At 68.1% G+C, this 26,911-nt stretch carries 32 protein-coding genes and 1 other annotated feature; of the genes, 20 read left to right on the top strand and 12 right to left on the bottom strand.

Going from position 1 to position 26,911, the window contains the following annotated elements; all coding sequences use genetic code 11:
* The first annotated feature begins 2 nt into the window (after nucleotides 1–2).
* The 9 genes from E7T10_RS15805 to E7T10_RS14480 all read left to right on the top strand — a co-directional run bounded on the left by E7T10_RS15805 (nucleotide 3) and on the right by E7T10_RS14480 (nucleotide 6,271).
* Nucleotides 3–173, top strand: coding sequence for a hypothetical protein (locus E7T10_RS15805; protein WP_017505721.1), 171 nt, complete (start codon nucleotides 3–5; stop codon nucleotides 171–173).
* Entirely contained in the window at nucleotides 170–706 is a 537-nt protein-coding gene (locus E7T10_RS14515) for a cytochrome c oxidase assembly protein (protein WP_137722351.1), read from the top strand. Before E7T10_RS15805 ends, E7T10_RS14515 begins: the two co-directional genes overlap by 4 nt.
* A gap of 2 nt (nucleotides 707–708) precedes the next feature.
* Nucleotides 709–1,125 (top strand): NUDIX domain-containing protein, encoded by a 417-nt coding sequence (locus tag E7T10_RS14510; protein WP_137722669.1) that lies wholly within the window; start codon nucleotides 709–711, stop codon nucleotides 1,123–1,125.
* Between the two features lie 81 nt (nucleotides 1,126–1,206).
* Nucleotides 1,207–2,115 carry a cytochrome c oxidase subunit 3 gene (locus E7T10_RS14505; RefSeq protein ID WP_055806286.1) on the top strand — a complete coding sequence of 303 codons (909 nt, stop codon included), beginning with the start codon at nucleotides 1,207–1,209 and terminating at the stop codon, nucleotides 2,113–2,115.
* Entirely contained in the window at nucleotides 2,112–2,513 is a 402-nt protein-coding gene (locus tag E7T10_RS14500) for a DUF983 domain-containing protein (protein WP_137722350.1), read from the top strand. The genes E7T10_RS14505 and E7T10_RS14500 overlap by 4 nt, the downstream gene beginning before the upstream one ends.
* Nucleotides 2,510–3,211: an SURF1 family protein gene (locus E7T10_RS14495; RefSeq protein WP_137722349.1), complete on the top strand. Its 702-nt coding sequence runs from the start codon at nucleotides 2,510–2,512 to the stop codon at nucleotides 3,209–3,211. Before E7T10_RS14500 ends, E7T10_RS14495 begins: the two co-directional genes overlap by 4 nt.
* Nucleotides 3,212–3,261: 50 nt before the next feature.
* Complete coding sequence (locus E7T10_RS14490) at nucleotides 3,262–4,476, top strand: pitrilysin family protein (protein ID WP_137722348.1); 1,215 nt, start codon at nucleotides 3,262–3,264, stop codon at nucleotides 4,474–4,476.
* A 759-nt stretch (nucleotides 4,477–5,235) separates the two neighbouring features.
* Nucleotides 5,236–5,790 carry an NADPH-dependent FMN reductase gene (locus E7T10_RS14485; RefSeq protein WP_137722347.1) on the top strand — a complete coding sequence of 185 codons (555 nt, stop codon included), beginning with the start codon at nucleotides 5,236–5,238 and terminating at the stop codon, nucleotides 5,788–5,790.
* Between the two features lie 85 nt (nucleotides 5,791–5,875).
* Nucleotides 5,876–6,271, top strand: a complete 396-nt coding sequence (locus E7T10_RS14480; RefSeq protein ID WP_137722346.1) for a hypothetical protein — start codon at nucleotides 5,876–5,878, stop codon at nucleotides 6,269–6,271.
* 52 nt (nucleotides 6,272–6,323) lie between these two features.
* On the opposite strand, the gene E7T10_RS14475 is transcribed toward E7T10_RS14480, so the two are convergent.
* Nucleotides 6,324–6,533, bottom strand: coding sequence for a cold-shock protein (locus E7T10_RS14475; protein ID WP_039244872.1), 210 nt, complete (start codon nucleotides 6,531–6,533; stop codon nucleotides 6,324–6,326).
* A gap of 239 nt (nucleotides 6,534–6,772) precedes the next feature.
* Between E7T10_RS14475 and E7T10_RS14470 the strand changes: the two genes are divergently transcribed.
* A complete protein-coding gene (locus tag E7T10_RS14470; RefSeq protein ID WP_017505732.1) occupies nucleotides 6,773–6,964 on the top strand; it encodes a hypothetical protein in 192 nt (63 codons plus the stop codon).
* Between the two features lie 3 nt (nucleotides 6,965–6,967).
* Here the strand turns inward: E7T10_RS14470 and E7T10_RS14465 are convergent, their stop codons facing one another.
* From E7T10_RS14465 to E7T10_RS14450, 4 genes are all read right to left on the bottom strand, one after another.
* A complete protein-coding gene (locus E7T10_RS14465) occupies nucleotides 6,968–8,446 on the bottom strand; it encodes a SulP family inorganic anion transporter (RefSeq protein WP_371276317.1) in 1,479 nt (492 codons plus the stop codon).
* Nucleotides 8,447–8,504: 58 nt separating this feature from the next.
* Nucleotides 8,505–8,568 (bottom strand) — a sequence feature (sul1 is cis-regulatory element that is thought to sense ions involved in sulfur or methionine metabolism; They are found in Alphaproteobacteria).
* Between the two features lie 49 nt (nucleotides 8,569–8,617).
* Nucleotides 8,618–9,799 (bottom strand): DUF1501 domain-containing protein, encoded by a 1,182-nt coding sequence (locus E7T10_RS14460; protein WP_137722345.1) that lies wholly within the window; start codon nucleotides 9,797–9,799, stop codon nucleotides 8,618–8,620.
* On the bottom strand, nucleotides 9,796–11,292 hold the full coding sequence (locus tag E7T10_RS14455) for a DUF1800 family protein (protein ID WP_137722344.1): 1,497 nt from the start codon (nucleotides 11,290–11,292) through the stop codon (nucleotides 9,796–9,798). The genes E7T10_RS14460 and E7T10_RS14455 overlap by 4 nt, the downstream gene beginning before the upstream one ends.
* 87 nt (nucleotides 11,293–11,379) lie before the next feature.
* Nucleotides 11,380–12,216, bottom strand: a complete 837-nt coding sequence (locus E7T10_RS14450) for a metal-dependent hydrolase (RefSeq protein ID WP_137722343.1) — start codon at nucleotides 12,214–12,216, stop codon at nucleotides 11,380–11,382.
* A gap of 65 nt (nucleotides 12,217–12,281) precedes the next feature.
* Between E7T10_RS14450 and E7T10_RS14445 the strand changes: the two genes are divergently transcribed.
* Genes E7T10_RS14445 through E7T10_RS14435 form a run of 3 tightly spaced genes read left to right on the top strand, consistent with a single transcriptional unit; the run spans nucleotide 12,282 to nucleotide 15,184 of the window.
* Complete coding sequence (locus E7T10_RS14445; RefSeq protein ID WP_246846048.1) at nucleotides 12,282–12,869, top strand: TetR/AcrR family transcriptional regulator; 588 nt, start codon at nucleotides 12,282–12,284, stop codon at nucleotides 12,867–12,869.
* A 37-nt stretch (nucleotides 12,870–12,906) separates the two neighbouring features.
* Entirely contained in the window at nucleotides 12,907–13,485 is a 579-nt protein-coding gene (locus tag E7T10_RS14440; protein ID WP_137722341.1) for a GNAT family N-acetyltransferase, read from the top strand.
* 31 nt (nucleotides 13,486–13,516) lie between these two features.
* Nucleotides 13,517–15,184, top strand: coding sequence for a bifunctional diguanylate cyclase/phosphodiesterase (locus E7T10_RS14435; protein ID WP_137722340.1), 1,668 nt, complete (start codon nucleotides 13,517–13,519; stop codon nucleotides 15,182–15,184).
* 3 nt (nucleotides 15,185–15,187) lie between these two features.
* Here E7T10_RS14435 and E7T10_RS14430 read toward each other — a convergent pair whose 3' ends face one another.
* Nucleotides 15,188–16,054, bottom strand: coding sequence for an MBL fold metallo-hydrolase (locus E7T10_RS14430; protein WP_137722339.1), 867 nt, complete (start codon nucleotides 16,052–16,054; stop codon nucleotides 15,188–15,190).
* 71 nt (nucleotides 16,055–16,125) lie between these two features.
* On the opposite strand from E7T10_RS14430, the gene E7T10_RS14425 reads away from it, so the two are divergent.
* The 5 genes from E7T10_RS14425 (at nucleotide 16,126) to E7T10_RS14405 (ending at nucleotide 20,533) form a co-directional block, all read left to right on the top strand.
* A complete protein-coding gene (locus E7T10_RS14425) occupies nucleotides 16,126–16,458 on the top strand; it encodes a helix-turn-helix transcriptional regulator (protein ID WP_137722338.1) in 333 nt (110 codons plus the stop codon).
* A gap of 5 nt (nucleotides 16,459–16,463) precedes the next feature.
* Nucleotides 16,464–17,012: a rhodanese family protein gene (locus E7T10_RS14420; RefSeq protein ID WP_371275720.1), complete on the top strand. Its 549-nt coding sequence runs from the start codon at nucleotides 16,464–16,466 to the stop codon at nucleotides 17,010–17,012.
* 4 nt (nucleotides 17,013–17,016) lie between these two features.
* Entirely contained in the window at nucleotides 17,017–17,799 is a 783-nt protein-coding gene (locus E7T10_RS14415) for a sulfite exporter TauE/SafE family protein (RefSeq protein ID WP_137722336.1), read from the top strand.
* 42 nt (nucleotides 17,800–17,841) lie between these two features.
* Nucleotides 17,842–19,542, top strand: coding sequence for a bifunctional protein-serine/threonine kinase/phosphatase (locus tag E7T10_RS14410; protein WP_137722335.1), 1,701 nt, complete (start codon nucleotides 17,842–17,844; stop codon nucleotides 19,540–19,542).
* Nucleotides 19,543–19,681: 139 nt separating this feature from the next.
* Nucleotides 19,682–20,533 carry an outer membrane protein gene (locus E7T10_RS14405; RefSeq protein ID WP_137722334.1) on the top strand — a complete coding sequence of 284 codons (852 nt, stop codon included), beginning with the start codon at nucleotides 19,682–19,684 and terminating at the stop codon, nucleotides 20,531–20,533.
* A 22-nt stretch (nucleotides 20,534–20,555) separates the two neighbouring features.
* Here E7T10_RS14405 and E7T10_RS14400 read toward each other — a convergent pair whose 3' ends face one another.
* Nucleotides 20,556–21,125 (bottom strand): YqgE/AlgH family protein, encoded by a 570-nt coding sequence (locus tag E7T10_RS14400; protein WP_137722333.1) that lies wholly within the window; start codon nucleotides 21,123–21,125, stop codon nucleotides 20,556–20,558.
* A gap of 130 nt (nucleotides 21,126–21,255) precedes the next feature.
* On the opposite strand from E7T10_RS14400, the gene E7T10_RS14395 reads away from it, so the two are divergent.
* A complete protein-coding gene (locus E7T10_RS14395; RefSeq protein WP_137722332.1) occupies nucleotides 21,256–21,741 on the top strand; it encodes a peroxiredoxin in 486 nt (161 codons plus the stop codon).
* Between the two features lie 62 nt (nucleotides 21,742–21,803).
* Complete coding sequence (locus E7T10_RS14390) at nucleotides 21,804–22,235, top strand: very short patch repair endonuclease (RefSeq protein ID WP_137722331.1); 432 nt, start codon at nucleotides 21,804–21,806, stop codon at nucleotides 22,233–22,235.
* Here the strand turns inward: E7T10_RS14390 and E7T10_RS14385 are convergent.
* From E7T10_RS14385 to E7T10_RS14365, 5 genes are all read right to left on the bottom strand, one after another.
* Complete coding sequence (locus E7T10_RS14385) at nucleotides 22,211–24,106, bottom strand: ATP-binding protein (protein ID WP_137722330.1); 1,896 nt, start codon at nucleotides 24,104–24,106, stop codon at nucleotides 22,211–22,213. The two genes, E7T10_RS14390 and E7T10_RS14385, sit on opposite strands and share 25 nt — an antisense overlap.
* Before the next feature lie 70 nt (nucleotides 24,107–24,176).
* Nucleotides 24,177–25,223, bottom strand: a complete 1,047-nt coding sequence (locus E7T10_RS14380) for a quinone-dependent dihydroorotate dehydrogenase (protein ID WP_137722329.1) — start codon at nucleotides 25,221–25,223, stop codon at nucleotides 24,177–24,179.
* Nucleotides 25,220–25,564: a DUF952 domain-containing protein gene (locus tag E7T10_RS14375; RefSeq protein ID WP_137722328.1), complete on the bottom strand. Its 345-nt coding sequence runs from the start codon at nucleotides 25,562–25,564 to the stop codon at nucleotides 25,220–25,222. Before E7T10_RS14375 ends, E7T10_RS14380 begins: the two co-directional genes overlap by 4 nt.
* A complete protein-coding gene (locus tag E7T10_RS14370; protein ID WP_026108519.1) occupies nucleotides 25,561–26,070 on the bottom strand; it encodes a histidine phosphatase family protein in 510 nt (169 codons plus the stop codon). Before E7T10_RS14370 ends, E7T10_RS14375 begins: the two co-directional genes overlap by 4 nt.
* Nucleotides 26,071–26,130: 60 nt before the next feature.
* Nucleotides 26,131–26,874: a methyltransferase domain-containing protein gene (locus E7T10_RS14365; protein WP_137722327.1), complete on the bottom strand. Its 744-nt coding sequence runs from the start codon at nucleotides 26,872–26,874 to the stop codon at nucleotides 26,131–26,133.
* Nucleotides 26,875–26,911 lie beyond the last annotated feature (37 nt).

Genomic DNA, 26,911 nt, shown 5'->3' with positions numbered 1-26,911 from the left:
CCATGCGTCTGACGCCTGAGGAACTTCGTGCGCGCAAGCGTCGCAACGTCTGGATCGCCTCGGCGCTGGTGGCCTTCATCGTGCTGGTCTTCGCCACCACGGTGCTGCGCCTGCAACAGAACCAGGCGGCCGAGCGCGCGCTGGCCACGGCGGTGGAGACGTCCCAGCCATGAAGGCGGGCCGCAAGAATCTGATCGCCATCATCTGCGTATTCGGGGTGATGGGCATGACCGGGGCGGCGTTCGCGGCGGTGCCGCTCTATCGGATGTTCTGCCAGGTCACGGGCTTTGGCGGCACGACGATGAAGGCTGACAAGGCCTCCGACACCGTGCTGGACGAGACGGTCATGGTGCGGTTCGACACCAATGTGCGCGGCCTGCCGATGACCTTCCGCGCCGAACAGTCGACCCAACGGGTGCGGATCGGCGAGACGGGCCTGGCCTATTTCGACGTGACCAACACCTCGGACAAGCCGATCCAGGTGCGCGCCAGCTACAATGTCTCGCCCGAGCAGACGGGGCCGTATTTCCAGAAGCTGCAATGCTTCTGCTTCACCGACCAGACGCTGGCGGCGGGCGAGACGCGCCAGTTCCCGGTCCAGTATTTCATCGCCCCCGAACTGGCCACCGACCGTGAAGCCAAGGGCGCGCGCGACATCACCCTGAGCTACACCTTCTATCCGTCCGTGGACGCGCCCAAGGCGTGACCATGAAGCCGGGCGTGGACTTTCCCGGCGTCGGCTGCGGCCTGGTGATCCAGCGCGCCGACGGGCGGGTGTTGCTGTGCAAGCGGCTGAAGGCGCCCGAGGCCGGGTTCTGGAACATCGTCGGCGGCAAGGTCGACCTGATGGAGCGCTCCATCGACGCCGCGCGGCGCGAGGCCGAGGAGGAGAGCGGGCTGACGATCGGCGCGGTCGATTTCCTGTGCCTGGCCGAAGAGATCATTCCCGCCGACGGCCAGCATTGGGTGTCGCTGATCTATGTCACCCGCGACTTCACCGGCGAGCCGACGCTAACCGAGCCGGACAAGCTGTCGGAGATCGGCTGGTTCGCGCTGGACGACCTGCCCCAGCCGCTGTCGGCCTTTTCGGCCAAGGCGTTCAGAGCCTTGAACAAGGCGGAATAGCGGCACGGCTCTGGCGTCGGGGAAAATCGAACGCTATAGCCGCTATAACAACCGACTCTGGCCGACGAAGAGACGCGATTCATGGCTGACGCCCACGCCACTCCGCAGCACGACTACCACCTGGTGGCGCCCAGCCCCTGGCCGCTGGTGTCCTCGGTCGCTGCGACCATCATGTTCATCGGCGCGGTGATCTGGATGAAGGGCCTAGCCCCGGCGGACGGCGGCCCGATCGCCGCCAACTTCCTGGCCGAAGGCAAGCCGGGCGTCTTCTTCGCCGGTCTGGCGGGCGTTCTGATCTCGGCCTTCTGCTGGTGGGCGGACGTCATCAAGGAATCCAAGGCGGGCGACCATACGCCGGTCGTGTCGCTGGGCCTGCGCTACGGCATGATCCTGTTCATCGCGTCGGAGGTGATGTTCTTCGTCGCCTTCTTCTGGATGTTCTTCGACATGGCCCTGTTCCATGAATCGCGGGCGCTGACGCCGGAAGTCGGCACCTGGGCCGATACCGCCAAGGCCTGGTCGACCTGGCCGCCCAAGGGCGTCGAGGTCCTGTCGCCGTGGCAACTGCCGCTGCTGAACACCGTGACCCTGCTGCTGTCGGGCTGCACCGTCACCTGGGCCCACCACGCGATCCAGGTCGGCGACCGCAAGGGCGCCAAGATCGCCCTGATCATCACAGTGGCTCTGGGCGTGCTGTTCACCTGCGTCCAGGCCTATGAGTATAACCACATCCTGCACGAGAAGCTGTTCTTCAACGAAGAGGCCGTGAACTCGGGCCTGTACGGCTCGATCTTCTTCATGGCGACCGGCTTCCACGGCTTCCACGTCCTGATCGGCACCATCTTCCTGGCGGTCTGCCTGATCCGCCTGTTGAAGGGCGACTTCACCCCGCAGAAGCATTTCGGCTTCGAGGCCGCGGCCTGGTACTGGCACTTCGTGGACGTGGTCTGGCTGTTCCTGTTCGCCTTCGTTTATGTCGTTTTCGGTTGATCCAAGACGGCCCTGAAGACATCGCAGCGGCGCGGGACGAGCCATCGTCCCGCGCCGTCGTCGTTTTCGACACGCCGGTGCGATGGGCGCTGCGGGGGCTTTGTCCCCGGTGCGGCCAGGGAGCCCTGTTCGCGGGCTTTCTGAAGGTGGCGGCTGGCTGCACGGCCTGCGGTCTGGACTATTCCACCATCCAGACGGGCGACGGCCCCGCCAGCTTCATCATGCAGATCGCCGGCTTCATCGTCGGCTTCTCGGCCCTGTTCGTCGAAATCAAATACCATCCGCCCATGTGGGTGCATCTGATCGTCTGGTTGCCGCTGGTGGTCGCCCTGTCACTGGCCCTGATGCGGCCGGGGCGGGGACTGATGATCGGACTGCAATATCGGAACCAGCGATGAAGCGTTTTCCCTGGATCCTGACCGTGCTGACGGTGCTGGGCCTGATCCTGCTGATCGGGCTGGGCGTGTGGCAGGTCGAGCGGCTGAAGTGGAAGGAAGGGCTGATCGCGGCGGCCGATGCGGCGGCGGCGAAACCGCCTGCGCCGCTGGAGCAGGTGCTGGCGGAAGGGAATCTGGAGTTCAGGAAGGCGTTGATCGTCTGTCCGGGCCTGGCCAGCGCGCCCTTCGTCGAGCTTCAAAGCATCCATGACGGCGAGGCCGGGGTGCGGCTGATCTCGGCGTGCAAGCCGGCGGGGGCGGATTTCACCCTGCTGGTCGATCGCGGCTTTGTCGGCGACGGCGTAACGGCGCGTCCGCGCGTGGTCGAGACCACCCTGCCGCTGGTCATGGTCGGAGAGTTCCGCACCTTCGACAAGCCCGGCGCCATGAGCCCCGCGCCGCGCGACGGCCGCTTCTACGCCCGCGACACGGCGGCGATGGCCAGGGCGCTGAACGTCGCGGGACCGGTCCGGCCTGAGGCCGTGTTCGCCATCACCGCCGTCAATCCCGAGTTCCCGGCGCTGAGGCCGTCCGCGCCGCCTGCGGCCTTTTCCAACAACCATTTCGGATACGCCCTGACGTGGTTCGGACTGGCGATCGCGCTTGCGGGTTTCTATGTGGCGCTGCTTCGCCGTCGAATGAAGAAAGGCATCTCCTGACTTCTTCTCTGCACACCCTGTCCAACGGCGTTCGCGTCATCTGCGATCCGATGCCGGGGCTGAAGACCCTGGCCGTCGTCGTCACCGTCAAGGGCGGGGCGCGGTGGGAGCCGCTGGATCGGTCCGGCTGGTCGCACCTGCTGGAGCATCTGGTGTTCAAGGGCGCCGGCGACATGGCCGCGCGCGAGATCGTCGAGCGGATCGAGGCCGAGGGCGGCACGATCAACGCCTCCACCGGCTATGAGCGGACCAGTTTCGAGGTGCGGGGGCTGGACGGTTCGCTGCCGCTGGCCATGCAGGTGCTGTCGGACCTGGTGTTCCGCCCCATGCTGGACCCAGCCGAGATCGAGCGCGAGAAGGACGTGGTGGCCCAGGAGATCGCCGAGGCCTTCGACACGCCCGACGACCATGTGTTCGAGATGGTCCAGACGCGCGCCTTCGCCAAACAGCCGCTGGGCCGCCCCATCCTGGGCTCGGTCGCCAGCCTGAAGCCGGCCGACAAGGCGTCGGTCGAGGCGTGGCGTGCGCGGCTGTATTCGCCCGACCGGATGGTGGTGTCGGTCTCGGGCGCGGTGGACGAGACCGAACTGCTGACCCTGGCCGAGCGCTGGTTCGGCGATGCGGTCGCGACGCCGGCCGATGCGCCCGCGCCGGCCGCCTTCGTCGGCGGCCATGCCAAGCTGACGCGCAAGATCGAGCAGGCCAATCTGGTGTTCCAGCTGCCGGCCTTGTCCGCGACCGATCCGGCGCTGTCGGCCATGCGGCTGTTCGGCGAGATCCTGGGCGGGGGCATGGCCTCGCGCCTGTTCCAGAGCGCGCGCGAGGAGCGGGGCCTGGCCTACGCCATCGACGCCTATCAGGAGCCGTACGAGGATACGGGCGTGCTGGGCATCTACGCAGGGGCGGCGGCGGACCGGGCGAAGGAACTGGCCGAGGTCTCCGCGGCCGAGGTGCGGGCCTTGGCCGAGGTCGGGCCGACCGACAAGGAGCTGTCGCGGGCCAAGGCGGTGATGAAGGCCGGCCTGTGGATGTCGGACGAGAACCCGATGAGCCGGGCCGGCCGCAACGCCGCCCAGACCCTGATCTTCGGCGCCCCGCGCTCCAGCCTGTCGATGACCGAACAACTGCAAGCCCAAACGATCGATGACGTGCGCGCGGTCGGCGGCCGGCTGCTGGCCTCAGGGCAGGCGGCCAGCGCCGTCCTGGGCCCGAAGCCGGCCGCACCGGCGGGCCAAGCCTTCGCGGCGGCCCTGTTCGCGGGCTAGGGTGTCGGTTGTTCGTTCCTAGTTCCGATCACTCTCGCGCGGAGGCTCAGCGCAACAGACTATCCCGCGGCGGCCGTCTGAATGTCCGGATCAGGGGATGGGGCTAAGATCTCTCCACGACCCAAAGCCGACGTGCGGACGAGCTGCTGCGGCCTATCCGTTTGGGCAGCGAAGGTAGCCCCTTACAGGATAATATCCGACAACCATAGCGTCCCGAGGCTGTCCGACAGTCGAGATTTCTTTGAATTCCCAGCATCGCTCTGGCTTCTGCTCAGAGGATTCCGTTGTTTCGAGGCGCATCTCTCTACCGCACACCCCGTCGTCTGTGACCCTAACCGCATGAATTACAATCCGGCTGCCATCTGCCGAGCAAAACGAAAGCTCGGTGAAATCAGGATCGATCTGCCTAGAAAGCTGTGCTTGATAGTGCGTTAGATTACGCTCTGCCGCCAAAGCTTTGAGCGCCGAATCGGCATTCGGAGCCGAGCGAGTGTATGAAACTGAGGGCACGCAAGCTGACAAAAGCAACGCGATGACTAAACCCGCCGTTAGCTGAGCAATACTTAGCCTCATGGCCACGATGCCTTTCTTCCAACTGAGATAGCTTAGTTGCCTCAGTCAGTGTCCGCTTTCCACTTCTAACGGCACGTCGCAATGTCCGCTTCATGCGCGCGCGGATGAGTGGCCGGCCTAACTGAACATCCGAGCGCCGGTATCGGTTATGCTGGCGCTTGAACCCGTCCAGCCCGGAGACCTTCCATGACCGTCCGCGTCGCCCTGATCGTCGGCAGCCTGCGCAAAGGCTCCTATTCGCGCGCCATCGGCATGGCGTTGAAGGCGTTGGCCGAGCCGGGGCTGGAGATCGAGCCGGTCGAGATCGGCGGGCTGCCGCTCTATGATCCTGATCTGGAGACCGACAACCCGCCGCCGGCCTGGGAGCGGTTCCGCGAGGAGGTGGCGACGACCGAGGCGGTGCTGTTCGTCACGCCCGAATACAATCGCTCCATCCCCGGCGCGCTGAAGAACGCCCTGGACGTCGGCTCTCGCCCCTATGGCCACAGCATCTGGCAGGGCAAGCCCGCCGCCATCGTCAGCGTCTCGCCCGGCGCCGTCGCGGCCTTCGGCGCCAACCACCACCTGCGCCAGCCGCTGGTGTTTTTGAACATGCCGACGATGCAGCAGCCTGAGGCCTATATCGGCAATGTCGCCGACCTGCTGGACCAGAACGGCAAGCTGAAGAAGGACGACACCAAGGCCTTCCTGAAAAGCTTCACCGACGCCTTCGCCGCCTGGATTGACAAGACGAAGGCGTAGGGCGGGCGGCTGATCTCGAAGATTCAAGCGCCCCAATGGCGTCACCGAGGTCCGTCACAAGTCAAGCTTCAGCCAAGGAGCGTTCATGAACCGCATCGTCGCCCTTATCGGAACCCTGACCTTAAGCGCCGGCGTTCTGACCTTGGGCGCCTGCGTGACGCCGGTCGAACGCACACCCGACATATCGGCGGCCGGCGCCAGTCGCAGTCTGATCATCTATCACTCCGGACAATCCGGCCCGATCAAGGCGGCGGCGCAGGCGCGTGGTGCGCGCGTCTTCTACGATCTGACCAACATGAACGTCGTAGCCCTGCGGGTGAAGGACGGCGACGATGTCGATCGTGAGATCGCCTTCTATCAAACGCTGCCGGGCGTGAACGCTGTCACCCGCGACGGTGTGTCGATGACCCAGGGCGGGATCGACGATCCAAGGCCGCTGAATGCGGACCCGCGCGAACGGCTTGGGGAGATAGGCAATTGAAAACGGCGGCTCCGTCAGGAGCCGCCGTTTCCCTTATCGGATTTGTCCGACCTTAGAGGGTCTGGAGCTGGCCAGCCGATTCCTTGCCCGAACGCTTGTCGCGTTCCAGCTCGTAGGAAACCTTCTGGTTTTCGTCCAGGCCGCGCAGGCCGGCGGCTTCGACAGCCGAGATGTGGACGAAGACGTCCTTGCCGCCGTCCTCAGGCTGGATGAAGCCGTAGCCCTTGGTGGCGTTGAACCATTTGACAGTGCCGGTAGCCATTTTGAGACCTCCGTTAGAAATTGACCGAGGGAACGTCCCTGCGGCCTGTCGGGTCTGAATGGGAGCGGCCTTGACTCGTGCGTTCGCAGAGAGAGTGGGCGTTACGCAGAGAGATCGACGAGCCGTATGTGCGCAGATATTGGTTGCGGATGCAAGCTTGGGGCGACGGGTCCGAAAATCCAATGATCGGAACGGTTTAGCTTGGGGTGCGTTACCGAACAGCACGAAAGGCCATTCCCATGAACCGCACCCACGTCGTCGAGCGCGCCTATCAGCTCGCCCGCACCAACGATTGTCTGAACACCGGCGACGTCGTCAAGGCGCTGTCGGGCGAGGGCTATTCGGGCGCCGAAATCTCGCACTTCCAGGGCAGCTCGATCCGCGCCGACCTGAACCGCATCTGCAAGATGCCGAAGCCCGAAGCCGCCTGAGCCCTAATGCGCGCCGGCGCCGTCCGGCAGATGCATCTTTTCGAACCGCCCCACGCGCGTGACCAGGGTGCGGGCGGCGTCGTTCATGCCCGTGACCTGAGCGTCCGCGCCCTGACGGCGGTAGCGGAAGACGACCTTGTCCACGGCGGCGACGCCGGTCAGGTCCCACAGATGGGCGTCGCTGAGATCGATCTCGACGCGCGTGGGTTGGCCGTGATGCTCGAAGCTGGCGGCGAATAGATCGGCCGAGGCGAAGAACAGCTGGCCTGAGACGCGGTAGCGCAAGACGCCCGGTTCCGGCGTCGGAACTTCTGTCACCGCGATGGTCTTGCCGACCTTGCGCATGAAGAAGATCGCCGACAGCAGCACCCCCAGGATCACGCCCTTGGACAGGTCGTGGGTGGCGACGACCGTCACGGTGGTGGCGATCATGACGATGGACGATTGAAGCGGGGTGGAGCGCAGCTTCATGACCGAGGACCAGTCGAAGGTGCCGATCGAGACCATGATCATTACGGCGACCAGAGCAGCCATCGGAATCCGAGCGACCCAGGTCTGAAGCGCCAGCATCAGAAACAGCAGGAACAACCCGGCCCACAGGGTCGATAGTCGGCCCCGCGCGCCCGAGGTGACGTTGATCATCGACTGGCCGATCATGGCGCAGCCCGCCATGCCGCCGAACAGCGGCGACAGGATGTTGGCGATCCCCTGGCCGCGCGTCTCGCGATCCTTGTCCGACGGGGTGTCGGTGATGTCGTCGATCAGGTTCGCGGTCAGCAGGCTTTCCAGCAGGCCGACGAAGGCCAGGGTCGCCGAAATGGGCGCGATAATGACCAGCGTCTGCCACGTCAGAGGGACGGCGGGCAGGTGGAACATCGGCAGGCTGGTCGGCATCTGGCCCATGTCGCCGACGGTGCGCACGTCCAGCTTCATCACGATCACCAGGGCGCTGATGGCGACGATGGCGACCAGGGGCGAGGGCACCGCCTTGGTGAGGCGGGGGAAGCCGTAAATGACGACCAGGGCCGCCGCGACCAGGGCGTAGGTGATCCAGCCTCGGCCGATCAACTCAGGCATCTGGGCCAGGAAGATCAGGATGGCCAGGGAGTTGACGAAGCCGGTCATGACGCTGCGGCTGACGAATTTGATGTAGCGCCCCAGCTTCAGCAGGCCGATGACGATCTGGAACACGCCGCAAAGGATCGAGGCGGCGAACAGATATTCCAGCCCGTGGTCGCGCACGAGCGTGACCATCAGCAGGGCCATGGCGCCGGTCGCGGCCGAGATCATGGCCGGCCGCCCGCCCACGAAGGCGATGGTGACGGCGATGACCACGCTGGCGTAGAGGCCGACGGCGGGATCGACGCCGGCGATGATGGAAAAGGCGATGGCTTCGGGGATCAGGGCCAGGGCCACGACGGTCCCCGCCAGAAGATCGCGGCGAGGATTGGCGAGCCATTGCTGGCGCGCGGAGGCGATGATGGACATTTCAGGATTTCATCTGGATGAGCCTGACCGATGCTTCGGTTTCCGGCGGCTCGGTTTCCCAGCGGATCGGCGGCGGGGATAGCCACCCGTCGCCTGCGAACAGGGCCGGGTCCAAGGTGATGGCGTCCTGATGCGATGTTGCGCCGCAAAAAGCAAGCGTGGCGGCTAGACCAGACCGTCCATCGTCGGGGCCTCGGCGGCGCTGCCGGGGAAGACGCGGGCGTCCAGGGCGGCGCGGTCGAGGCCCATGTGATCGCGCAACACGCCCTTGAAGATTGAACGGATGTCCAGGGTCGGGGCCAGGTCGCGGTTTTCGAACAAGCGATTGTCGGCAAGCGTCGGCCAGTCGCCGATGGGGCCGCCTTGCTTGACCGCGCCGCCTGCCAGCAGAAGCGACGAGCCGGTGCCGTGGTCGGTGCCTTGGGTGCCGTTGGCGCGGGCGGTGCGGCCGAACTCGGTGGCGACGATGACCGCCGTGCGCGACCAGGCGTCGCCCAAACCGTCCCTCAGGCCCGTGACCAGTTGATCCAGGCCCGTCAGCCGGGTCTGGAGTTGCGCGCGCTGGCCCGCATGGGTGTCCCAGCCGTCCAGCGAGACGGCGACGATGTCGGCGCCCTCCGGTCCGGTCATCAGCCTGGCGACGGCCTGTCCCAGGCCCTGCACGTCGTTGCGACGCAGGCGTTGGTCGCCGCCCTCCATGCTGACCAGCTGCTCGGTCGCCAGACCCCGCGCCAGGTTCTGGCCCAGCATCGGATCCTCGACATAGAGGTCCTGCAGCAGGGAGGCGATGCGGTCGCCGTCGCGCACCAGACCGCCGGGCGCCCAGCTGGACACCGGCGCGTCGCCGCGCAGGATCAGCGGGGTCTGGGCGCCGATCGACAGGCCCTTCAGCGACGTTCCGCCGGCCGCGACAATGGCGCGGTTCAGCCAGCCGTCGGATTGCTGGCGCAGACCTTCGCCGCCGTTCTCCAGCACGTCCTGGGCGTCGAAGTGCGAGCGGATGCGCACGGGCAGGGCGACGGCGGGGGCGAAGCGCAACTGGCCCTGACCATAGAGGGCGTGCAGGCCCGCCAGCGCCGGGTGCAGGCCGAAGCCTTCGCTCAGGGCCAGGGCGCCATTCGCCTCGCCGGGCGCGGCGATGGCCAGACCGCCGCGCAAGGGGACGTAGTTCGGATCGGCGTAGGGCACGGTGACGGACAGGCCGTCCATGGCGCCGCGCGCGATGACGACGACCATCTTGTTGGCCTGGCCGTTGGTCTGGGCGGCGACGCGGCCGGCGAAGGCCAGACCGATCCCGGCCGAGGCGGCGGCCAGCAGATGGCGGCGGTTGATATTGAGGGCGGTCATCGGCGTTGGAACTCCGGCGACATGAATAGAAGGGTGAGGGCCTCGGGCCGGCTTTCGGCGCGGGCGACGGCGAGGCGAGTGCGTTCGCCGAGGCGCGGGCCGAGGGCGGAGGCGGCGACCGCATTGGGGTCGCTTGCTTGCGCTAGATCGGCGGCGGTGCGCGACCAGTTCAGCCGTTTGACCAGGGCGTCGGGACCGGCCCAGTCGGCGGCCGTGTCCGGCCAGCCCTCGGGCGACGGGGGCGCGAACGGCGGCTGGCCCATGTCGAGCAGGGCCTGGCGCAACGGCTGGACGCGCTGGGGCTGGGTACTCAGCGCGCGATGGGCTGAGACGATGAAGTCGTAGGGCGTCTTGATCTTGGCGGGCTGGGGCGTCCAGGTCTCAGGCGCGTCGACAAGGGCGCGGGCGACCTGGGCCAGATCGCCGCCTGAGCCGGTCCAGGCCGCTTCCAGTCGGGCGACCAGGGCGGGCGGCGGATCGTCGGCGACGAAATGGGCGGCGAGACGGCGCGACAGGCGTTTGGCCGTCGCCGGATGCCGGGCCAGGTCGCGCAGGATGGCCTGACCCTGGGCCAGGCCCGCCGCCGGATAGGTTTTGCCCATCACGGTGCGGGGCCCGGGTTCGTGAACATTGGCGCGGAAAACGAAGCCGTCGGGACTGGGCTCGGCCGGGGCGGCCATCCTGCGCGCGCGCTGAGGGCGAGCCGGCTGGCGCTGGTCGCGGGCGGCGGGGACGGACCAGCCGGTCAGGGCGCGCGCCAGTTCGGTCACGTCGCCTTGCGTATAGCCGCCGTCGGCGCCGACCGTGTGCAACTCCATCATCTCGCGGGCGAGGTTTTCGTTCAGCCCGGTGTTGCGGCGTGCGCCGGCCAGGCTGTCGGGACCGACAGAGCGGGCCTGATCCAGATAGAGCAGCATGGCGGGGTGCTGTTCGGCGGCCAGGACCAGATCCTCGAACCGGCCGAAGACGTGGGGGCGGATGGCCTCGCGCTCATACTGACCCACAAAGGCGCCGCTGGCGAACTTGGCGGCCGAGACGGTCAGGGCGTTCGACCAGAACAGGGCCCAGCGCTCGGCGAAGCCGTCGTCGGTGGTCGCGCCGAGCTGGGCGCGGGCCAGGAACTCCTGCGCCGTGTCCTGGGTGATATCGCGGCGGGCGGCCTGACGGGCTTCGCGCCGGGCGACGGCCTGCGGATCGGCCGCGTCCGGCATGCCGGCAGCGGGGGCAGGGGAGGGGGCGGCCTCGGCCATCGCCGGAGCGGCGGCGCGTCGGTCGCGACGGATCAGGCCGGCGTCGCTCTGATAGTCGATATATTGGGCGACGCGTTCGGCGGTGTCGGCGAACTGGCCGGTCGGCTGGGGCGCGCCCTGGGGCCGGATCTGGCCCATGGCCCAGCCGCGCGGATCGGCGGCGACGCGGTCGATCTCGCCGGGCCGGGCGCCCAGACCCAGGCGCGTCAGGGCGACGGCGGCGTCGGTCGGTGATGAAGCCATGGCTTTCTCCTCGTCCGTCCCCCGCACACTGTAACGCCTTTGGGCGAAAACTCCGTCGCGGGGTCGGATTTGAGGGTAGGCGGCCAATCAGGCCGGTTGGGCCAAACCGGCCTCCGCGTCGGCGATCAGGTCGCGGTCGTCGACCTGCCACGGGTGGAAGTCGGGTTTGTAGAAGGCCAGGTAGTCGCCGATCATCCGGCGATACAGACCCGGCTTCAGCCACAGCCAGCGGAACAGGCCCAGACGCGCGCGCCAGCCGACGATGCCGTCCTGTTTCAGCAGCATGAAGGTCGTCTCGCGCACCGTGCGGGTGAACAGCAGGGTCGTCAGGAACATGGCCCAGCGCCGGATGCGCCAGCGCTTCAGCGGACTGAGGTCCCGGGTCGCGTGCAGGAAGACGTCATAGGCCACGCCCTTGTGCTCGATCTCCTCGATGGAGTGCCAGCGCCACAGGCGGGCCAGGTCGTGGGGCGAGCCCTTCAGCAGCTCCGGATCGGCCAGCAGCCGATGGGCGAAGGCGGCGGTGAAATGCTCCAGCGCCATGGTCGCCGCCAGCTGGGCCAGGGCCGGACGGGCGCGGGCGATGTCGAGACGGGCGGTGACATAGGCCTCGATCTCGGCGGTGTCGTAGCCGGCGCGTTCGGTGATGGCGTTGAAGGCCATGTGTTCGCGGGTGTGGGCGCCTTCCTGGACCGTGAAGGCGCGGATGTCGGCGGTCAGGGCCGGGGGCGCGTCCTTGGCGAACCGCTTGACCGACTGGATGAAGAACCGCTCGCCGTCGGGGAAGGTCAGGCTGAGCGCGTTCATCACGGCGGTGCCGAACGGGTCGCCGTTCAGCCACCAGCGTGGCGTCGGAGCCTCGCGGTCGATATGCAGGTCGCGCGGCTTGATCTGGAGGTCGGCGGGTGTGGCGGATTTCGCCATGGTTCTGCTCCTCGATTTCAAGCGGAGGATGGAGTTAACTGACATCAATGTCAACTAATGGTCCGGTGAAGCGACGACGCGGGGCGGTGGCGCGTGAAGAGGCGCTGGAGGCGGCGCGCGACCTGCTGCTGTCGGGCGGGCCAGCGGCGGTGACGCTGAAGGCGGTGGGCGAGCGGATGGGGGTGGGTCACGCCAATCTGATTCACCATTTCGGCTCGGCGGCCGGGCTTCAGGGCGCGCTGATGGATGCGATGGTGCGCGATCTGGCGCAACGGATCGAGGCGGGCCTGAACGAGGGCTCGGGAGAAGGGCGCGACGGCGTCGAGCCAGGGCGGCTGATGAGCGTGGTGTTCGACGCCTTCGGGCCGGGCGGGGCTTCGCAGATGGCGGCCTGGCTGGCGCTGGCGCGCGAGCAGGGCCGGGCGGAAAGCTTCGCCGAGGTGGTGCGCGATCTGGCCGAACGGCTGGCGGCCATGGCGCCCGATGATCCCAGGGCGGCCGAGCGGGCCAAGGCCCTGGTGGTGACGGCGGCCTATATGGCCTTCGCCGAGGGGCTGATCGGGGACATCCTGACGCCGATGCTGGGCGCGCCCGAGGGGTTCGGACGCGACTTGGCGCTGAAGCTGACCGCGACACTTTTGGCCGAACCGTAAGGTTCAGAGCCGAATCTTGATGCTATAGTCTCCATCGATGGCGCTTCTGGACTGGATGAGCGATGTGGCCGGCCCCGTAATCCGGGGGGACGGCGTGATGCTGCGCCCGCCGCGCGCCGCCGATTACGCCGCCTGGTCCACGCTGCGCGACGGCTCGCGCGACTATCTGCAGCCGTGGGAGCCGGCCTGGCCCGAGGACGACCTGACCAAGGCGGCCTTCCGGCGCCGGCTGTCGATCTATGCGCGCGAGATGGAGCTAGGCAACGCCTGGCCCTTCTTCGTCTTCGTGCAGGACGGCAAGGCCCTGGCGGGGGCGGTGACCCTGTCGAACGTGCGGCGCGGCGTCGCCGAGACGGGGACGCTGGGCTACTGGATCGGTCAGCCGTTTTCCGGTCAGGGCGTGGCGACGGCGGGCGTTCGGGCCGTCGTCGGCTACGCCTTCGACAAGCTGAAGCTGCACCGGCTGGAGGCGGCCTGTCTGCCCACCAACCACGGGTCGCGACGGGTGCTGGAGAAATCCGGTTTTCGCAACGAAGGTCGGGCTCGCGCTTATTTGAAAATTAACGGCGAGTGGGCAGACCATTTGTTGTTCGGCCTGGTCGAGGACGAGCGTTGACGGCCGGGGGCCGTCTGGAAGGGCGAGACGCGTGACACCACGATCCCGATCGCTGGCCTGGGACGCCACGACCGCCATCGAGGCGCTGGCCGCCGCCGAAACGGCTCTGTGGGTCTGGACGCCCGCGGCGGACGAACTGCGTTTCACCGGGGCTACACGATCGCTGGGCCTGGGACCTTTGGCGCCGGAATGCACGGCCGCCGGATTTGTCGCCCTGGCCATGCCGCAGGATCGCAGCCTGGCCGAGCGGATGCTCAAACCCCAGGACGAGGGCGCCGAGATCGCCGTACGTCTGCGCATGCGTGGGTCCGAGACCTGTCTGTGGCGTGGCGTCTGGCTGGAGGACGGCCTGCGCGCCGCCGGCGTCGTGGCGCTGGAGACCAAGTTCGCCGGATCGGACCGTGATACGCTGACGGGCCTTTTGGATCGTCGCGCCTTTCTGGCCCGCGTCAGCGAGGTGCTGACCCAGCCCGGCGAATACGAAATCGTTGTCGGCGACGTGGACCGGCTGCGGCGCCTGAACGAGGCGCTGGGGCACGAGCGGACCGACCTGGTGCTGTCGGCCTTGGGCTCGCGTCTGGCTGCCGCCTTCAACAAGGACGCCTCGGCCGCGCGGATCGGCGAGGATGAGTTCGCCATCATCGTGCCCAAGACCGCCTCGCACACCAGCTACCGCGTTCGAGACGCGCTGGAGCAGCCGCTGCGGGTCGCGGGCTTCGACATCTATCCGACCGTCTCCATCGGGGCGGTGATGGTGGAGGGCGGGCCGGATGCGCCCGACGCCGCCGAACTGTTGCGCCGGGTCGAGCTGGCGGTGGAATCGGCCAAGGGCGCCGGGCGCGGCGGATCGGCCGCCTATGGCCGGGCGCTTGAAAGCGACAGCCTGAGCCGTCTGGCGCTGGAGGCGGATCTGAGGAACGCCTTCGTGCGCGGCGAGATCGTGCCCTTCTTCCAGCCGATCGTGAACCTGAACACCGGCGCCGTCGCCGGTTTCGAGGCCCTGGCGCGCTGGCGTCACCCGCGCCGGGGTCTGGTGCCGCCGGACGAGTTCCTGGGTCTGACCGCCGACCTGGGCATGATGAACGACCTGGGCCTGCTGATGATGACCCAGTCGGCGCGGCAGCTGGCCGAATGGATCGAACGCCATCCGCTGGCCGGCAAGCTGTTCTGCAGCGTCAACCTGTCGGTCGGCGAGATCGAGCGCCCGCATCTGTGCGAGGACGTGGCGCGCATCATCAAGGAAACGGGCCTGCCCAGGGGCGCGCTGAAGCTGGAAGTCACCGAAGGCGACATCATGCGCGACACCGCCCGCGCCGCCGAGGTGCTGCAATCGCTGAAAGACGTCGGGGCCTCGCTGGCGCTGGACGACTTCGGCACCGGCTTCTCGTCCCTGTCCTATCTGGCGCGCCTGCCGTTCGATACGCTGAAGATCGACCGCTATTTCGTGCTGACGATGAACAAGGACGAGGGCTCTGCCAAGATCGTCAAGTCGGTGGTCAACCTGGGTCGCGACCTGTCGCTGGAGGTCGTCGCCGAGGGGGTGGAGAACGCCGAACTGGCCCGCCTGCTGCTGGACGCGCAATGCCACTATGGTCAGGGCTTCGGCTATGCGCCCGCCCTGCCGGCGCAGGAGGCCGAGGTCTATCTGGCCGAAAGCCTGGCCGACGGCACCGCGCCGCTGAAGCAGCGGTCGGCGTAAGGCTCAGATCGCGTTTAGCGGCAGGCGCAGGTAGCGCTGGCCGTTGGCGTCGGGGGGCGGCAGGTCGCCGGCGCGGATGTTGACCTGAAGCGAGGGCAGGATCAGTTGCGGCGCGCCCAGGGTGGCGTCGCGGGCTTCGCGCATGGCGACGAAGGCGTCTTCCCATACGCCGCCGCCAATGTGGATATTGTGCGCGCGTTGTTCGGCCACGGTGGTCTCGAACCGGTAGTCGGTGCGGCCTTGTGGCAGGTAGTCGTGGCCGACGAAGACGCGGGTCCCGTCGGGCAGGCTCAGCAGGCGCTGGATCGAGCGATACAGGGTCCGGGCGTCGCCGCCAGGAAAGTCCGTTCGCGCCGTGCCATAGTCGGGCATGAACAGGGTGTCGCCGGTGAAGACCGCATCGCCGATCCGATAGCTGACACAGGCGGGGGTGTGGCCGGGCGTGTGGATCACCTCGACCTTCAGATCGCCCAGGGCAAACGCGTCGCCGTCCGCATAGAGATGATCGAAAACCGCGCCGTCCGGGCGCACGTCGTCGGCGTCGAACAGGGGGCCGAAGGCGGACTGAACCTGGGTGATCCGCCCGCCGATGCCGATCGACACTCCCGTCGTCGCACGCAGGTGCGCCGCCGCCGTCAGGTGGTCGGCGTGGGCGTGGGTTTCGAGCACCAGGGCCAAGGTCAGCGCTTCCGACCGCAGCGCCGCCATGACGGCGTCGATCGACCGCGTCGAGGTGCGGGCCGAAGCCGCGTCGAAGTCCAGGACGGGGTCGATGATCGCTGCCTGACCCGTCGCGGGGTCGCTGACCAGATAGGTGACGGTGTGGGTCGCGGGATCGAAAAAGCCGCGGACGTCGGGAGATTGGGCCATGGAGAACGCTCCTTTCGCGATCCAATATATTAGGCATTGCTTATTTAGCAAGTGCGCATATATTGCGCCCCATGATCGACCTTCAGACCATCGGACTTGAGCGTTTCCAGGCCAGCGCCGGCGAGGCGGCGGCGCTGCTGCGCGCGCTGTCCAACGAGAAGCGGCTGATGATCCTGTGTCAGGTGGGCGAGGGCGAGATGTCCGTAGGCCAACTGCTGCCCCAGGTCGGCCTGTCGCAATCGGCCCTGTCCCAGCACCTAGCAAAGCTGCGCGAAGAGGCGCTGGTCAGCACGCGTCGAGACGGCACGACCATCTTCTACCGCATCGCCGATCCGGCCGTCCTGAAGGTCATCGCCGTGCTGGCCGAAATTTATTGTCCCCCTGTTTCCTCCGAAAAGGCATGACTCCCATGAGCGTCCTGACCCCCCTCTCCCCCGCCGAGGTTTCGCGCCGGCTGAAGCAGAATACAGCCGTGCTGATCGACATCCGCGAGCCGGATGAGTTCGCCAGAGAGCATGTCGTCGGCGCCGTCCATGCGCCGCTGTCGGCCTTCGACGCCTTTACGCCCGCCGGCGTCGACAGCCGCGACGTCATCTTCACCTGCCGGACCGGCAATCGGACGGGCGTCAACTGCGACCGTCTGGCGGCCAAGACGACGGGCCAAGCCTTTGTTCTGGAGGGCGGGCTGGACGCGTGGAAGGCGCAGGGCCTGGCCACCCACGCCGACCGCTCCAAGCCGATCGAACTGATGCGTCAGGTGCAGATGGTCGCGGGCGGCCTGATCCTGCTCGGCGCGGCGCTGGGCCTGCTGGTGCATCCGGCCTTCTGGGGTCTGTCAGCCTTCGTCGGCGCGGGCTTGTTCGTCGCGGGCGCGACGGGCTTTTGCGGCATGGCGCGGCTGCTGGCCGTCATGCCGTGGAACAGAACCGCGACCCGGCCCGTGACAAGAGCGGTCTGATCCGATGACGACCGAACTGACCCCGCTGGTCCTGACCGCCTTCAGCGGCGGCGTCGTCGCCCTGCTGCTGACCCTGTTCGGCGGCGGCGGGTCGGTTCTGGCCGTACCGCTGCTGCTCTATGTCGTCGGCGTCGCCGATCCCCATGTCGCCATCGGCGTGTCGGCGGCGGGGGTGGCGCTGAACGCCCTGACGGCTCTGGCCGGTCAGGCCAGGGCAGGGCGGGTGCGCTGGCCCTGCGCGACCCTGTTCGCCATCACCGGCGCGGCCGGGGCCTGGTTCGGTTCGTCCCTGGCCAAGATAATCGACGGCCATCAGCTGCTGCTGATCTTCGCCGTGGCCATGGCGGCCGTGGGCGTGTCGATGCTGCGTCCCAAGGCGGCGGTCGCGCGGGACGAGCCCCGGCTGAACTGGTCCATGTCGCCGCGCGTCGGCATGGCGGGCGCCGGCGTCGGCTCGGCCGCAGGCTTCTTCGGCATCGGCGGCGGCTTTCTGATCGTGCCCGGCCTGATGGCGTCGACGGGCATGAGCCTGGCGACCGCCCAAGCGACGTCTTTGCTCAGTGTCGCCGCGTTCGGGGCGACGACGGCGGGCAACTATGCGCTGTCGGGCTGGGTCGATCCGGGCCTCGTCGCCGCCATGGCGGTCGGCGGGGTCGCCGGGACGGCGGCGGGTCTGCCGCTGGCGCGCCGGCTGGGGTCGAACGCCCGGCTTGGGCGCATCCTGTTCGCGGGCCTGATCCTGGTGGTCGCCGCCTATGTCGCGGTGCGGGCGATCCTGGCGCTCTGAGACCTCTGTTCAGCGGGCCGTCTTTCGACGACAGTTGCGCCCATGACCGACGCCAGACTGGAGATCGCCGCCGGCTTTGCGACCTTGCAGGGGCCCAAGGCGGATAATCAGGATTTCGGCGGCGTCCATATCGGCACGGCGGCCGAGCAGCGCGAACACGGGGTCGTGGCGGTGATCGCCGACGGGGTGTCGGGATCGAAGGCCGGGCGGATGGCGGCGGAGCTGACGACGCGCAGCTTCATCGACGGCTATCTGGATCAGAACCCGCTGAACGGCATCGCCGCCAACGGCGTCAAGGCGCTGAGGGGTTTTAATCGCTGGCTCCATTCGCGCGGACGCATCGATCCGGCCATGGAGGGGGCGGCGACAACCTTTACGGCCCTGATCCTGCGAGGGCGCGAGGCGACGGCGCTTCATGTGGGCGACAGCCGGGCCTGGCATTTCCGCGACGGGGTTCTGACGCGGCTGACCGAAGACCACACGCGGGCCCAGCAGGGGCTGAGCCATGTGCTGTACCGCGCCGTCGGTATCGAGGCGGACGTGAAGCTGGATGTCCGACAAGTGCGGCTGGAGCCGCACGACCGGCTGCTGCTGACCACCGACGGGGTGCATGGGGTGCTGGCCGATGCGGCGATCGCGAGCCTGTTGGGGCGGCGCAGTTCACCCGATGCGGACGCCAAGGCGATCCTGGCCGAGGTCGAGGCGGCGGGGCCGCGCGACAACGCCACCGCCATCGTCATCGACGTGGTCCGCACCGGCGCGCCCGACTGGGAAGCGATCACAGCGGAGGCGGAAGGGCTGGCCATCCTGCCGCCGCCCGCCGTCGGCGACAACGTTGACGGCTTCGCGCTTCAGCGGGTCGTGGCGGACGGGCGCTATACGACCCTGTTCCTGGCCAAGGATACGCTGGGCGACGCGGGCATGGTGGTGCTGAAGTTTCCCAAGCCCGCCGTGGTGTCCGAGCGCGGCGCGCGCACCGCCTTTCTGCGCGAGGCCTTTATCGGGCGGCGCATCGACAGCCCCTTCGTCGGCAAGGTGCTGAGCCTGGATGCGGGTCGCCAGAGCCGGCTCTATATCGCCCAGCCCTTTCATGCTGGTCAGACCCTGCATGCGCGATTGGCGCAGGAGGGGCCGTTCGAGATCGGCGAGGGGATCGGCGTGGCGCTGCGCCTCTCGCGGGCGGTTTCGGCCCTTCACCGGGCGGGGGTGACGCACCGCGACATCAAACCGGACAATGTGATCCTGGAGACACAGGGCGGGCTGAAACTGGTCGATCTGGGCGTTGCGCGCCTGCGGCTGGCCGAGGAGTTCGCCGAGGCCGAGGCGCCGGGCACCGCCGGCTACAAGGCGCCGGAAATGTATGGGGGCGAGAGCGGGAACGCCGCCACCGATCAGTTCGCCCTGGGGGTGACGCTGTATCGCCTGTTCACCCGCACCTATCCGTGGGGCGAGGTGGATCCGGCCGATGCGCCGCGCTTTGACCGGGCGCCCGCGCCGCCGACGCGACACCGTCCGGACATGCCCGCCTGGCTGGAGGCGGCCATCATGCGCGCCATCGCCATCGATCCGAACGAGCGGTTCGAGGATGTCGAGGAACTGATCCATGTGCTGGAAACCGGCAGCGCCGTCGCCGCCCCGCCGCCGCGTCAGCTGTCCCTGATCGAGCGTGATCCGGTGCGGTTCTGGCAGGGGGTCAGCCTGGTCCTGCTGATCGCTTTTCTGGTGTCGATGGCGACGCGCTAGGGCGGCCTACGTTCAACCGAAGCCTTTGGATGTGCGACATTTGGCGATGGGAACTGGAGGGAACCTGTGGCCGCCTTCGGCTTTTGTGACGGCGAGCGGGGATGTCGCGCCCGCACTTTCGGCACGAAAGCCTCCCCAAATGATCAAGACCCTCGCCTCCAGCGCCCTGGCCCTGGCCATGGTTTCCACCCCCGCCCTGGCGCAGTCCGTCGCCCCCGACTGGTCCGGCCCCTACATCGGCATCTTCGGCGGCTACAACCAGTCGAACGATGACGGCGACGAGATCCTGCGCTTCGACCGCAATCTGGACGGCAACTATGGCGACCAGATCACCACTGCGCCTGTCGCCCCCGCCACCGTCGGAACCAACGCCTTCAGCCCCGGCTTCTGCGGCGGCATGGCGACCAGCACCGCGCCGGGAACCGGCTGCCGTGATGACAACGATGGTGTCGAAGCGGGCGTTCGCGCCGGTTATGACATGCAGTTCGGCAACTTCGTCGTCGGCGCCCTGGCGGAATACAGCGTCAACAATGTTCAGGATTCGGTGACCGGCTTTTCGACCACCCCGGCCTTCTACACCTTCACGCGCGAGCTGCAGAGCACGGCGGCCGCCCGTTTGAAGCTGGGCTATGCAGTCGGCCCGGCGCTGATCTACGGCACCGGCGGTTACGCCTACGGCAAGTTCGAGAACAAGTTCCGCACCTCGAACCTGGCCAACAGCTTCACCGAAACCAGCGAGGGCGATGACGGCGACGGCTGGCAGGCCGGCGGCGGCGTGGAATACGCCCTGGGTCGCGGCCTGACGGTCAGCGGCGAATACCTCTACACCTCGCTGGACGTCGATAGCCCGGTGATCCGCGTCGGCCGCGGCACGGCGCCCGCCACCAACCCGTTCGTCCTGGCGCCGAACACGACGGGCACGGACATGGTGCGCGGCAACGGCAAGTTCGGAACCCACATGTTCCGCATTGGCATGAATTACCGCTTCTAATCGCCAAGCGGGCGGTCTGGCCTCAGGCCCGGCCGCCCTGGCTCGACAGCATGGCCGCGTCCACGCCCAACTGGGCGAGGGCGCGTGTCCATTTCGACGTGTGTTCGCCGTCGAAAATGAGGTCCAGATCGGCGTCGGCGGTCAGCCAGACGTTGTCGGCCAACTCTTCCTCCAACTGCCCCTCGCCCCAGCCGGCGTAGCCCAGCAGCAGGGCCGAGCGGCGCGGACCGGCGATCTCGTCGGTCATGGCGGCCAGCGCCTCGCGTGTACCGGTCATCGCCAGACCGTCGCCGAAAGCCAGGGTGTCGTCGCCCACCGTCCAGTCGTCGGTATGCAGCACAAAGCCGCGCTCGCGCTCGACCGGTCCGCCCATCAGGACCGCGCGACCGATGGATTGATCGGGCGCCGGCGCATCCAGCTTGTCCAGAACCGTCTTCAGATCCACGCCCGGCGCAGGCCGGTCCAGCCGCAGGCCCATGGCGTGATCCGGCCCGTGGGCGCAGATCAGGATGACGGCGTGTTCGAACCGGGCGTCGTCGATCCCGGGCATGGCGACCAGCAGTCGGCCGGTCAGGGTGGAGGCTTGGCTCATGATCCTGGCATCATCCGTCCGGAAAGCGGCGCAAGCAAGCCGAACCAGCGCTTGCGGTGTCGCCCGTGGTGTCTATGTGTCGCACACGGCCGTTCAAACCGCGCCGGCCTCAAACCTCAGCGAGACAGACATGACCATTCAGATCGGCGATCGCATCCCGAACGCAACCCTCGCCCAAGCGACCGCCGAGGGCCCCAAGCCCGTCAGCACCGACGACATCTTCACGGGCAAGACCGTGGCCCTGTTCGCCGTGCCCGGCGCCTTCACCCCCACCTGCTCGGCGCGCCACCTGCCGGGCTTCAAGGATCACTTGGCCGATATCCAGGGCAAGGGCGTCGATACGGTCGCTTGCATCTCGGTCAACGACGCCTTCGTCATGAAGGCCTGGGGCGAGAGCCAGGGCATCACCGACGACAGCATCGTCATGCTGGCCGACGGCAACGGCGAACTGACCCGCGCCCTGGGTCTGGTGCTGGACGGTTCGGGCTTCGGCCTGGGCGAGCGCTCGCAGCGCTATTCCATGCTGGTCAAGGACGGCGTGGTCGAGCAACTGAACATCGAACAGGGCGGCGAGTTCAAGGTGTCCTCCGCCGAGCATCTGCTGGCGCAGCTTTAAGCTGGTTTGAAATCCGTCGATCCAGGCTCAAGTAGCGAAGCGATAGCCTGGATCGACAAACAATGACGGCGGATGTGTTCAGCCCCGAGAAGCGCAGCGCCGTGATGCGTCGCGTGAAGGGGCGGGATACGTCGCCGGAACTGGCCGTGCGCGGGATCCTGCGTGCGGCCGGGATCGGCTATCGGCTGGGCGGTATGGGTCTGCCGGGCCGCCCGGATGTGGTGATGAAGGGGCGCAAGGTCGCCCTGTTCGTCCACGGCTGCTTCTGGCACGGCCATGATTGCGCCCGTGGCTCACGCCAGCCCAAGACCAACGCCGATTACTGGATCGCCAAGATCGACCGGAACCGCGCGCGCGACGCCGCCGCCGTAACGGCTTTGGAGGCGTCAGGCTGGCGCGTGGTCGTCGTCTGGGAATGTGAGATGAAACAGCCTGATTTCGCCGCGCGCCTTATCGCGGCCGTCCGGGGTCAGGCGGCCTCGGTCGCAGCCTGAGCGGCGGTGTCGTTCAGGACGTGCTGCAAGGCGCCGATCAGGGCGGGCGGCGTCAGGGGCTTGGAGACGAAATAGGCCATGCCGGCCGCCTGACAGGCCGCGACGTCCTCGGGCGCGGTGTCGGCGGTGACGGCGACGACCGGGGTGGCGGCGTTGGGTCCGCCGCCGGCGCGCAGGCGACGAGTCGTCTCGCGCCCGTCCAACTCGGGCATGCGCACATCCATGAAGATGACGTCGAACACCGCCTCCTGACAGCGTTCCAGCGCGATCATGCCGTCGGCGGCGGTGGTGATCTCACAACCCAGCGGCTGAAGGATCAGCTGCACCGCGCGGCGGTTGATGTCGTGATCGTCCACGACCAGCAGGCGCAGCGGTTGATCTTCGGCCTCTTCGGCCTCTTCGGCGACCGCAGGCGTCGCGGCCACCGGCTCGGGCTCAGGTGCGGGCGAAGGGGCGACGGACGCGGGCTGGGGCGCGGGCGCGACCGAGGGTGTCAGCGAGCGGGCGATGTCCAGGCGGCTTTCGTCGACGACCTCGACGATCTGCGCCGCCTCGTCGCCGCGCGGCAGGATCAGTGAGACGGTGAAGCGCGAGCCCTGACCCGGCGCGCTGCGCACGGTCAGTCGGCCGCCCATCAAGTCGATCAGGTTGCGACTGATCGCCAGCCCCAGGCCCGAGCCGCCGTAGCGGGCGGAGACGCCGTCCGCGGTCTGGTCGAACGGGGTGAACAGGCGGGCCAGTTGATCGCTCGTCATGCCCGGACCCGTGTCCACGATCTCGAACAGTAGGGCGTATCCCGACGGTTCCTCGGGCCAGGCCTGGACCCGCAGGGTGATCTGGCCCTGCTCGGTGAACTTCATGGCGTTGGACATCAGGTTGTTCAGCACCTGACGGATGCGCATGACGTCGCCCTTGACGTGGCGGGGCATAGCCGAGGCGCCCTCGATGCGCAGCTTCAGACCCTTGGCGTCGGCGACGCCGCGCCACAGCATCAGCGTCTGGGCCAGCATTTGCCGCAGGTCGAAATCCTTGGCCTCGACCGTCATCCGTCCGGCGCCTATCCGGGTGTGGTCCAGCAGGTCGTCCAGCAGGGCCTTCATCATCAGGCCGGCGTCGGTGATCAGGTTGGCGCTGTTGCGCGACTGGGCGTCGGGCGCGCGCAACTCGGCGGCGCCGGCCAGGATCGCGCCGATCGGGGTGCGCAGGTCATGGCCGATGGCGGCCAGGAAGGTGGTGTGGTCGGCCAGGCTGCGCTCGGCCCTGAGACGGGATTCTTCGGCCAGGGCGTGGGCGCGAACGACGGTGACGCTGGCCTCGACCATGCGCTGGCCGGTGATGGCGACATAGAAGGTGAACAGCACCACGGCCGCTGCGGCCGACATGACCAGCGGGCCGGGGGCGTGCAGCGCATAGACGAAGAAGGGGGTCGCCAAGAGGAAGCCGACCTGGGGTGCGAGGCCGGCGACCATCACGGCTTGGCATCGGGTGGCGTTCACGATCGCCGTCAGCATGACCGCGGTCAGCATCAGGACGGCGCAAACACCGCCGAACGCGCCGCCGATCCACCACAGTACCAGGGAAAGCGAGGAGAAGACGGTCGAATTGGCGAAGACGACGGCCAGGATCGCCAGCTTGCGGCCTGTCGAAAGCTCGTCGGGACCTTTCAGGATCGGTCGATAGACGACCACCTCCATGGCCTGGACCGCCATATACAGGACGACCCAGCCGAGGGTGAACCGCACCCCGACCATCGGGGTCACGACCAGGGCGACAGCCGCCGCCGCCACGACCCGTTGCACCGCCGCGCCCGTGCGCTGACGAACGGCGGCGGTCCAGCTGCTTTCAGCGATATCGACGGCGGTCGATTTCATTCAGGCCCTCGAATGACGAACGCAGATCGCTCGCATCGGTCACCCTAGGCCTATCGACACTAACGCTCCGTCAACGGGCGGAACCGACCGCTTCGGCCGTTGTGGAAAAGCCGTTGGCGCGCAGGCGGGCGGCCAGGTCACGCTTGATGCGGGCGACCAGGCCCGGCCCCTCGTAGATCAGGGCGGAATAGATCTGGACCGCCGAAGCCCCCAGGCGAATGCGGGCATAGGCCTCGGCCCCGCTGTCGATGCCGCCGACGGCGATCAGCGGCAGACGGCCGGCGGCGGCGTCGGCCGCCGCGCGCAGGGCCTTTTCCGCGAACGGACGGATAGGCGCGCCAGACAGGCCGCCGGTCTCGTGAGCGTCCGGCGAGCGCAGGGTCTCGGGCCGTTCCAGCGTGGTGTTGGACACGATCAGACCGTCGATCCGGTGGGCCAGAGACGCCTCGACGATCATGCCGATCTCGTCTGCGATCAGGTCGGGCGCGATCTTCAGGAAGACGGGTATGCGGTCAGGCGCGGCGACGGGACGGGCGGCGTCGATGCGACCTAACAGGTCGTCCAACTGCTCGCGGCCCTGAAGTGCGCGCAGGCCCGGCGTATTGGGCGAGGAGATGTTGACGGTGAAGTAGGAAGCGCGGCCGGCGAGGCGTTGCAGACCGGCGACATAGTCGGCCGCCCTGTCCTCAGTGTCCTTGTTGGCCCCCAGATTGGCCCCCACGACGACGTTCGTCGGGCGCAGGTCCAGCCGCTCGGCGAAGGCGTCGAGCCCGGCGTTGTTGAACCCCATCCGGTTGATGATGGCCCGGTCCCCGCTGAGGCGGAATAGGCGGGGCTTGGGATTGCCGGGCTGGGGCCGGGGCGTGACCGAGCCGCATTCCACGAAGCCGAAGCCGAGGCGCGACAGGCCGCGCAGGGCGTCGGCGTTCTTGTCCAGACCCGCCGCCAGACCGACCGGATTGGGCAGGTCCAGCCCCGCCAGCTGTGTTCTCAGGATCGGATCGTCGGCGGGCGGGGCGGGCAGGGGGGCGAGCGCCAGCCCCTTGATCGCCAGCTGGTGCGCCTGCTCTGGATCGAGCCGACGCAACAGGGCGGCGCCCACATCAGCCAAGCTCATCGGCTGTCCTCGAAGGCCATCTCGCCGTCGGCCGTGACCGAAAAGGGGCGCGAAGCCGTGACGGCGGCGACGGGCAGGGGGGCGTAGAGATGCGGGAACAGATCGCCGCCGCGCGACGGCTCCCAGATCAGGTCGTCGCCGAACCGGCCGAGATCGACGGTCAGCAGCAGCAGGTCGCCGCGCCCGGCGAAATGCCGCCGTGCAGTCTCTGCCAGTTGCGCCTCGGTCGACATATGGATGTAGCCGTCGGCCAGATCGACCGGGGCGCCGTCGTATCGGCCCTCGGCGACGGCGGCGCGCCATTCGGCGGCGTCGACGATCTTGTAGGCGATGTCGGTCATGCCGAGGGCGCGCCCAGAGACCGCGGCGTCAGGAAGCCTTCGTAGGTGCACCGCCCCGCGACATCGACGCTGAACAGGGCCGCCGCGCCGGTCGGGAAGCCGGCCGACAGCTTGTCCACCACCGCCGGCGAGGCGGCGCTTTCGATCAGATATTCGGCGGCCAGCACATGGACGCCTGGATTGTGGGCCAGGATCAGCAGGCAGCCGGCCTCGTCCTCGCTGGCCTCGACGAAGCGGCGGATCACATCGGAGGGGGCGTTGTAGAGGGCGTCCTCGTCGCGGACTTCCACATCGCCGAAGGCATCGTGCATCTGCTCCCAGGTCTGGCGGGTGCGCACGGCGGTGGACACCAGGGCCAGGTCCGGCTTCAGGCCCCGCTCGGCCAGGGCGCGCCCCATCAGCAGGGCCTCGGCGCGGCCGGCGGCGGACAGGGGGCGGGCTTCGTCGCCGCCGGAGGGGGCGGAGGCTTCGGCCTGGGCGTGCCGCATCAGGATCAGTCGGTGCATGGCCTTCGCCATAAGGCGGTTTCGCCCGGCCCGCCAGATGGGGCGACGGTCAACTCGCCGTCAGTCGCGATGTTCGCCCCGCGAAGAGACGGAGGCGGCGGGTTGGGGCGCCAGAGCGGGGGCGGCGACGCGCTGGGCATGGCCGCTGGGGCGGATGCGGGCGTAGCTGTGGCGCGAGGCTTCCAGCAGGATCAGGCCTGCGGTTCCGGGAAAGACCCGGCGACCGACCTGTTCGAACCCTTCGGCCAGCGGCAGCATCGGCCCCCAGGGTGGGACATAAAGCGTCTGCGACCAGGCCATCGGCTCCAGCCCGACATCGCGCACCAGTCGTTCCAGCTGGCGCCGGGTGAAGGGTCGGCCGTGACCAAAGGGGGTGTTGTCCGCCCGCGCCCACAGGCCGCCGCGCGCCGCCGCCGCCAGGATGATCCGCCCGGTGGGGGAAAGCGCGCGCACCGCCTCCAGCAGCAGGGCGGCGGGGTCGTCGGCCTCTTCCAGCGCGTGGACCAGCAGGATGCGATCGAACGATCCGGCGGGGAAGGGCAGGCGGCGGTCGTCCACCAGCAGGGTGCGGTTGCGACCGACCGTCGGCCAATGCTCGACGCCTTGTCCGCCCGGCATGGCCGCGACGACGCGCCGCGCGCCGACGAAGGCGTCCAGCCAAGGGGTGGCGTAACCGACGCCCAGCACGTCGCAATCGGTCGCCTCGCCCCAGGCGTCGTCCAGCCGTCGCGCCACCAGCCGTCGCGCCAGCGCCCCGGTCGGCTCGCCGTAGAAGGTTCGAAGCTCGTCGATGCTGCGCCGCATGGACCCACTATAGGCCTGTCGGCGGCCCTGCTGCTAG

The organism is Brevundimonas sp. SGAir0440, from assembly GCF_005484585.1.
GTDB lineage: Bacteria > Pseudomonadota > Alphaproteobacteria > Caulobacterales > Caulobacteraceae > Brevundimonas.
The sequence above is the reverse complement of the archived record's forward strand: the minus strand, read 5'-3'. Positions and strand labels throughout refer to the sequence as shown.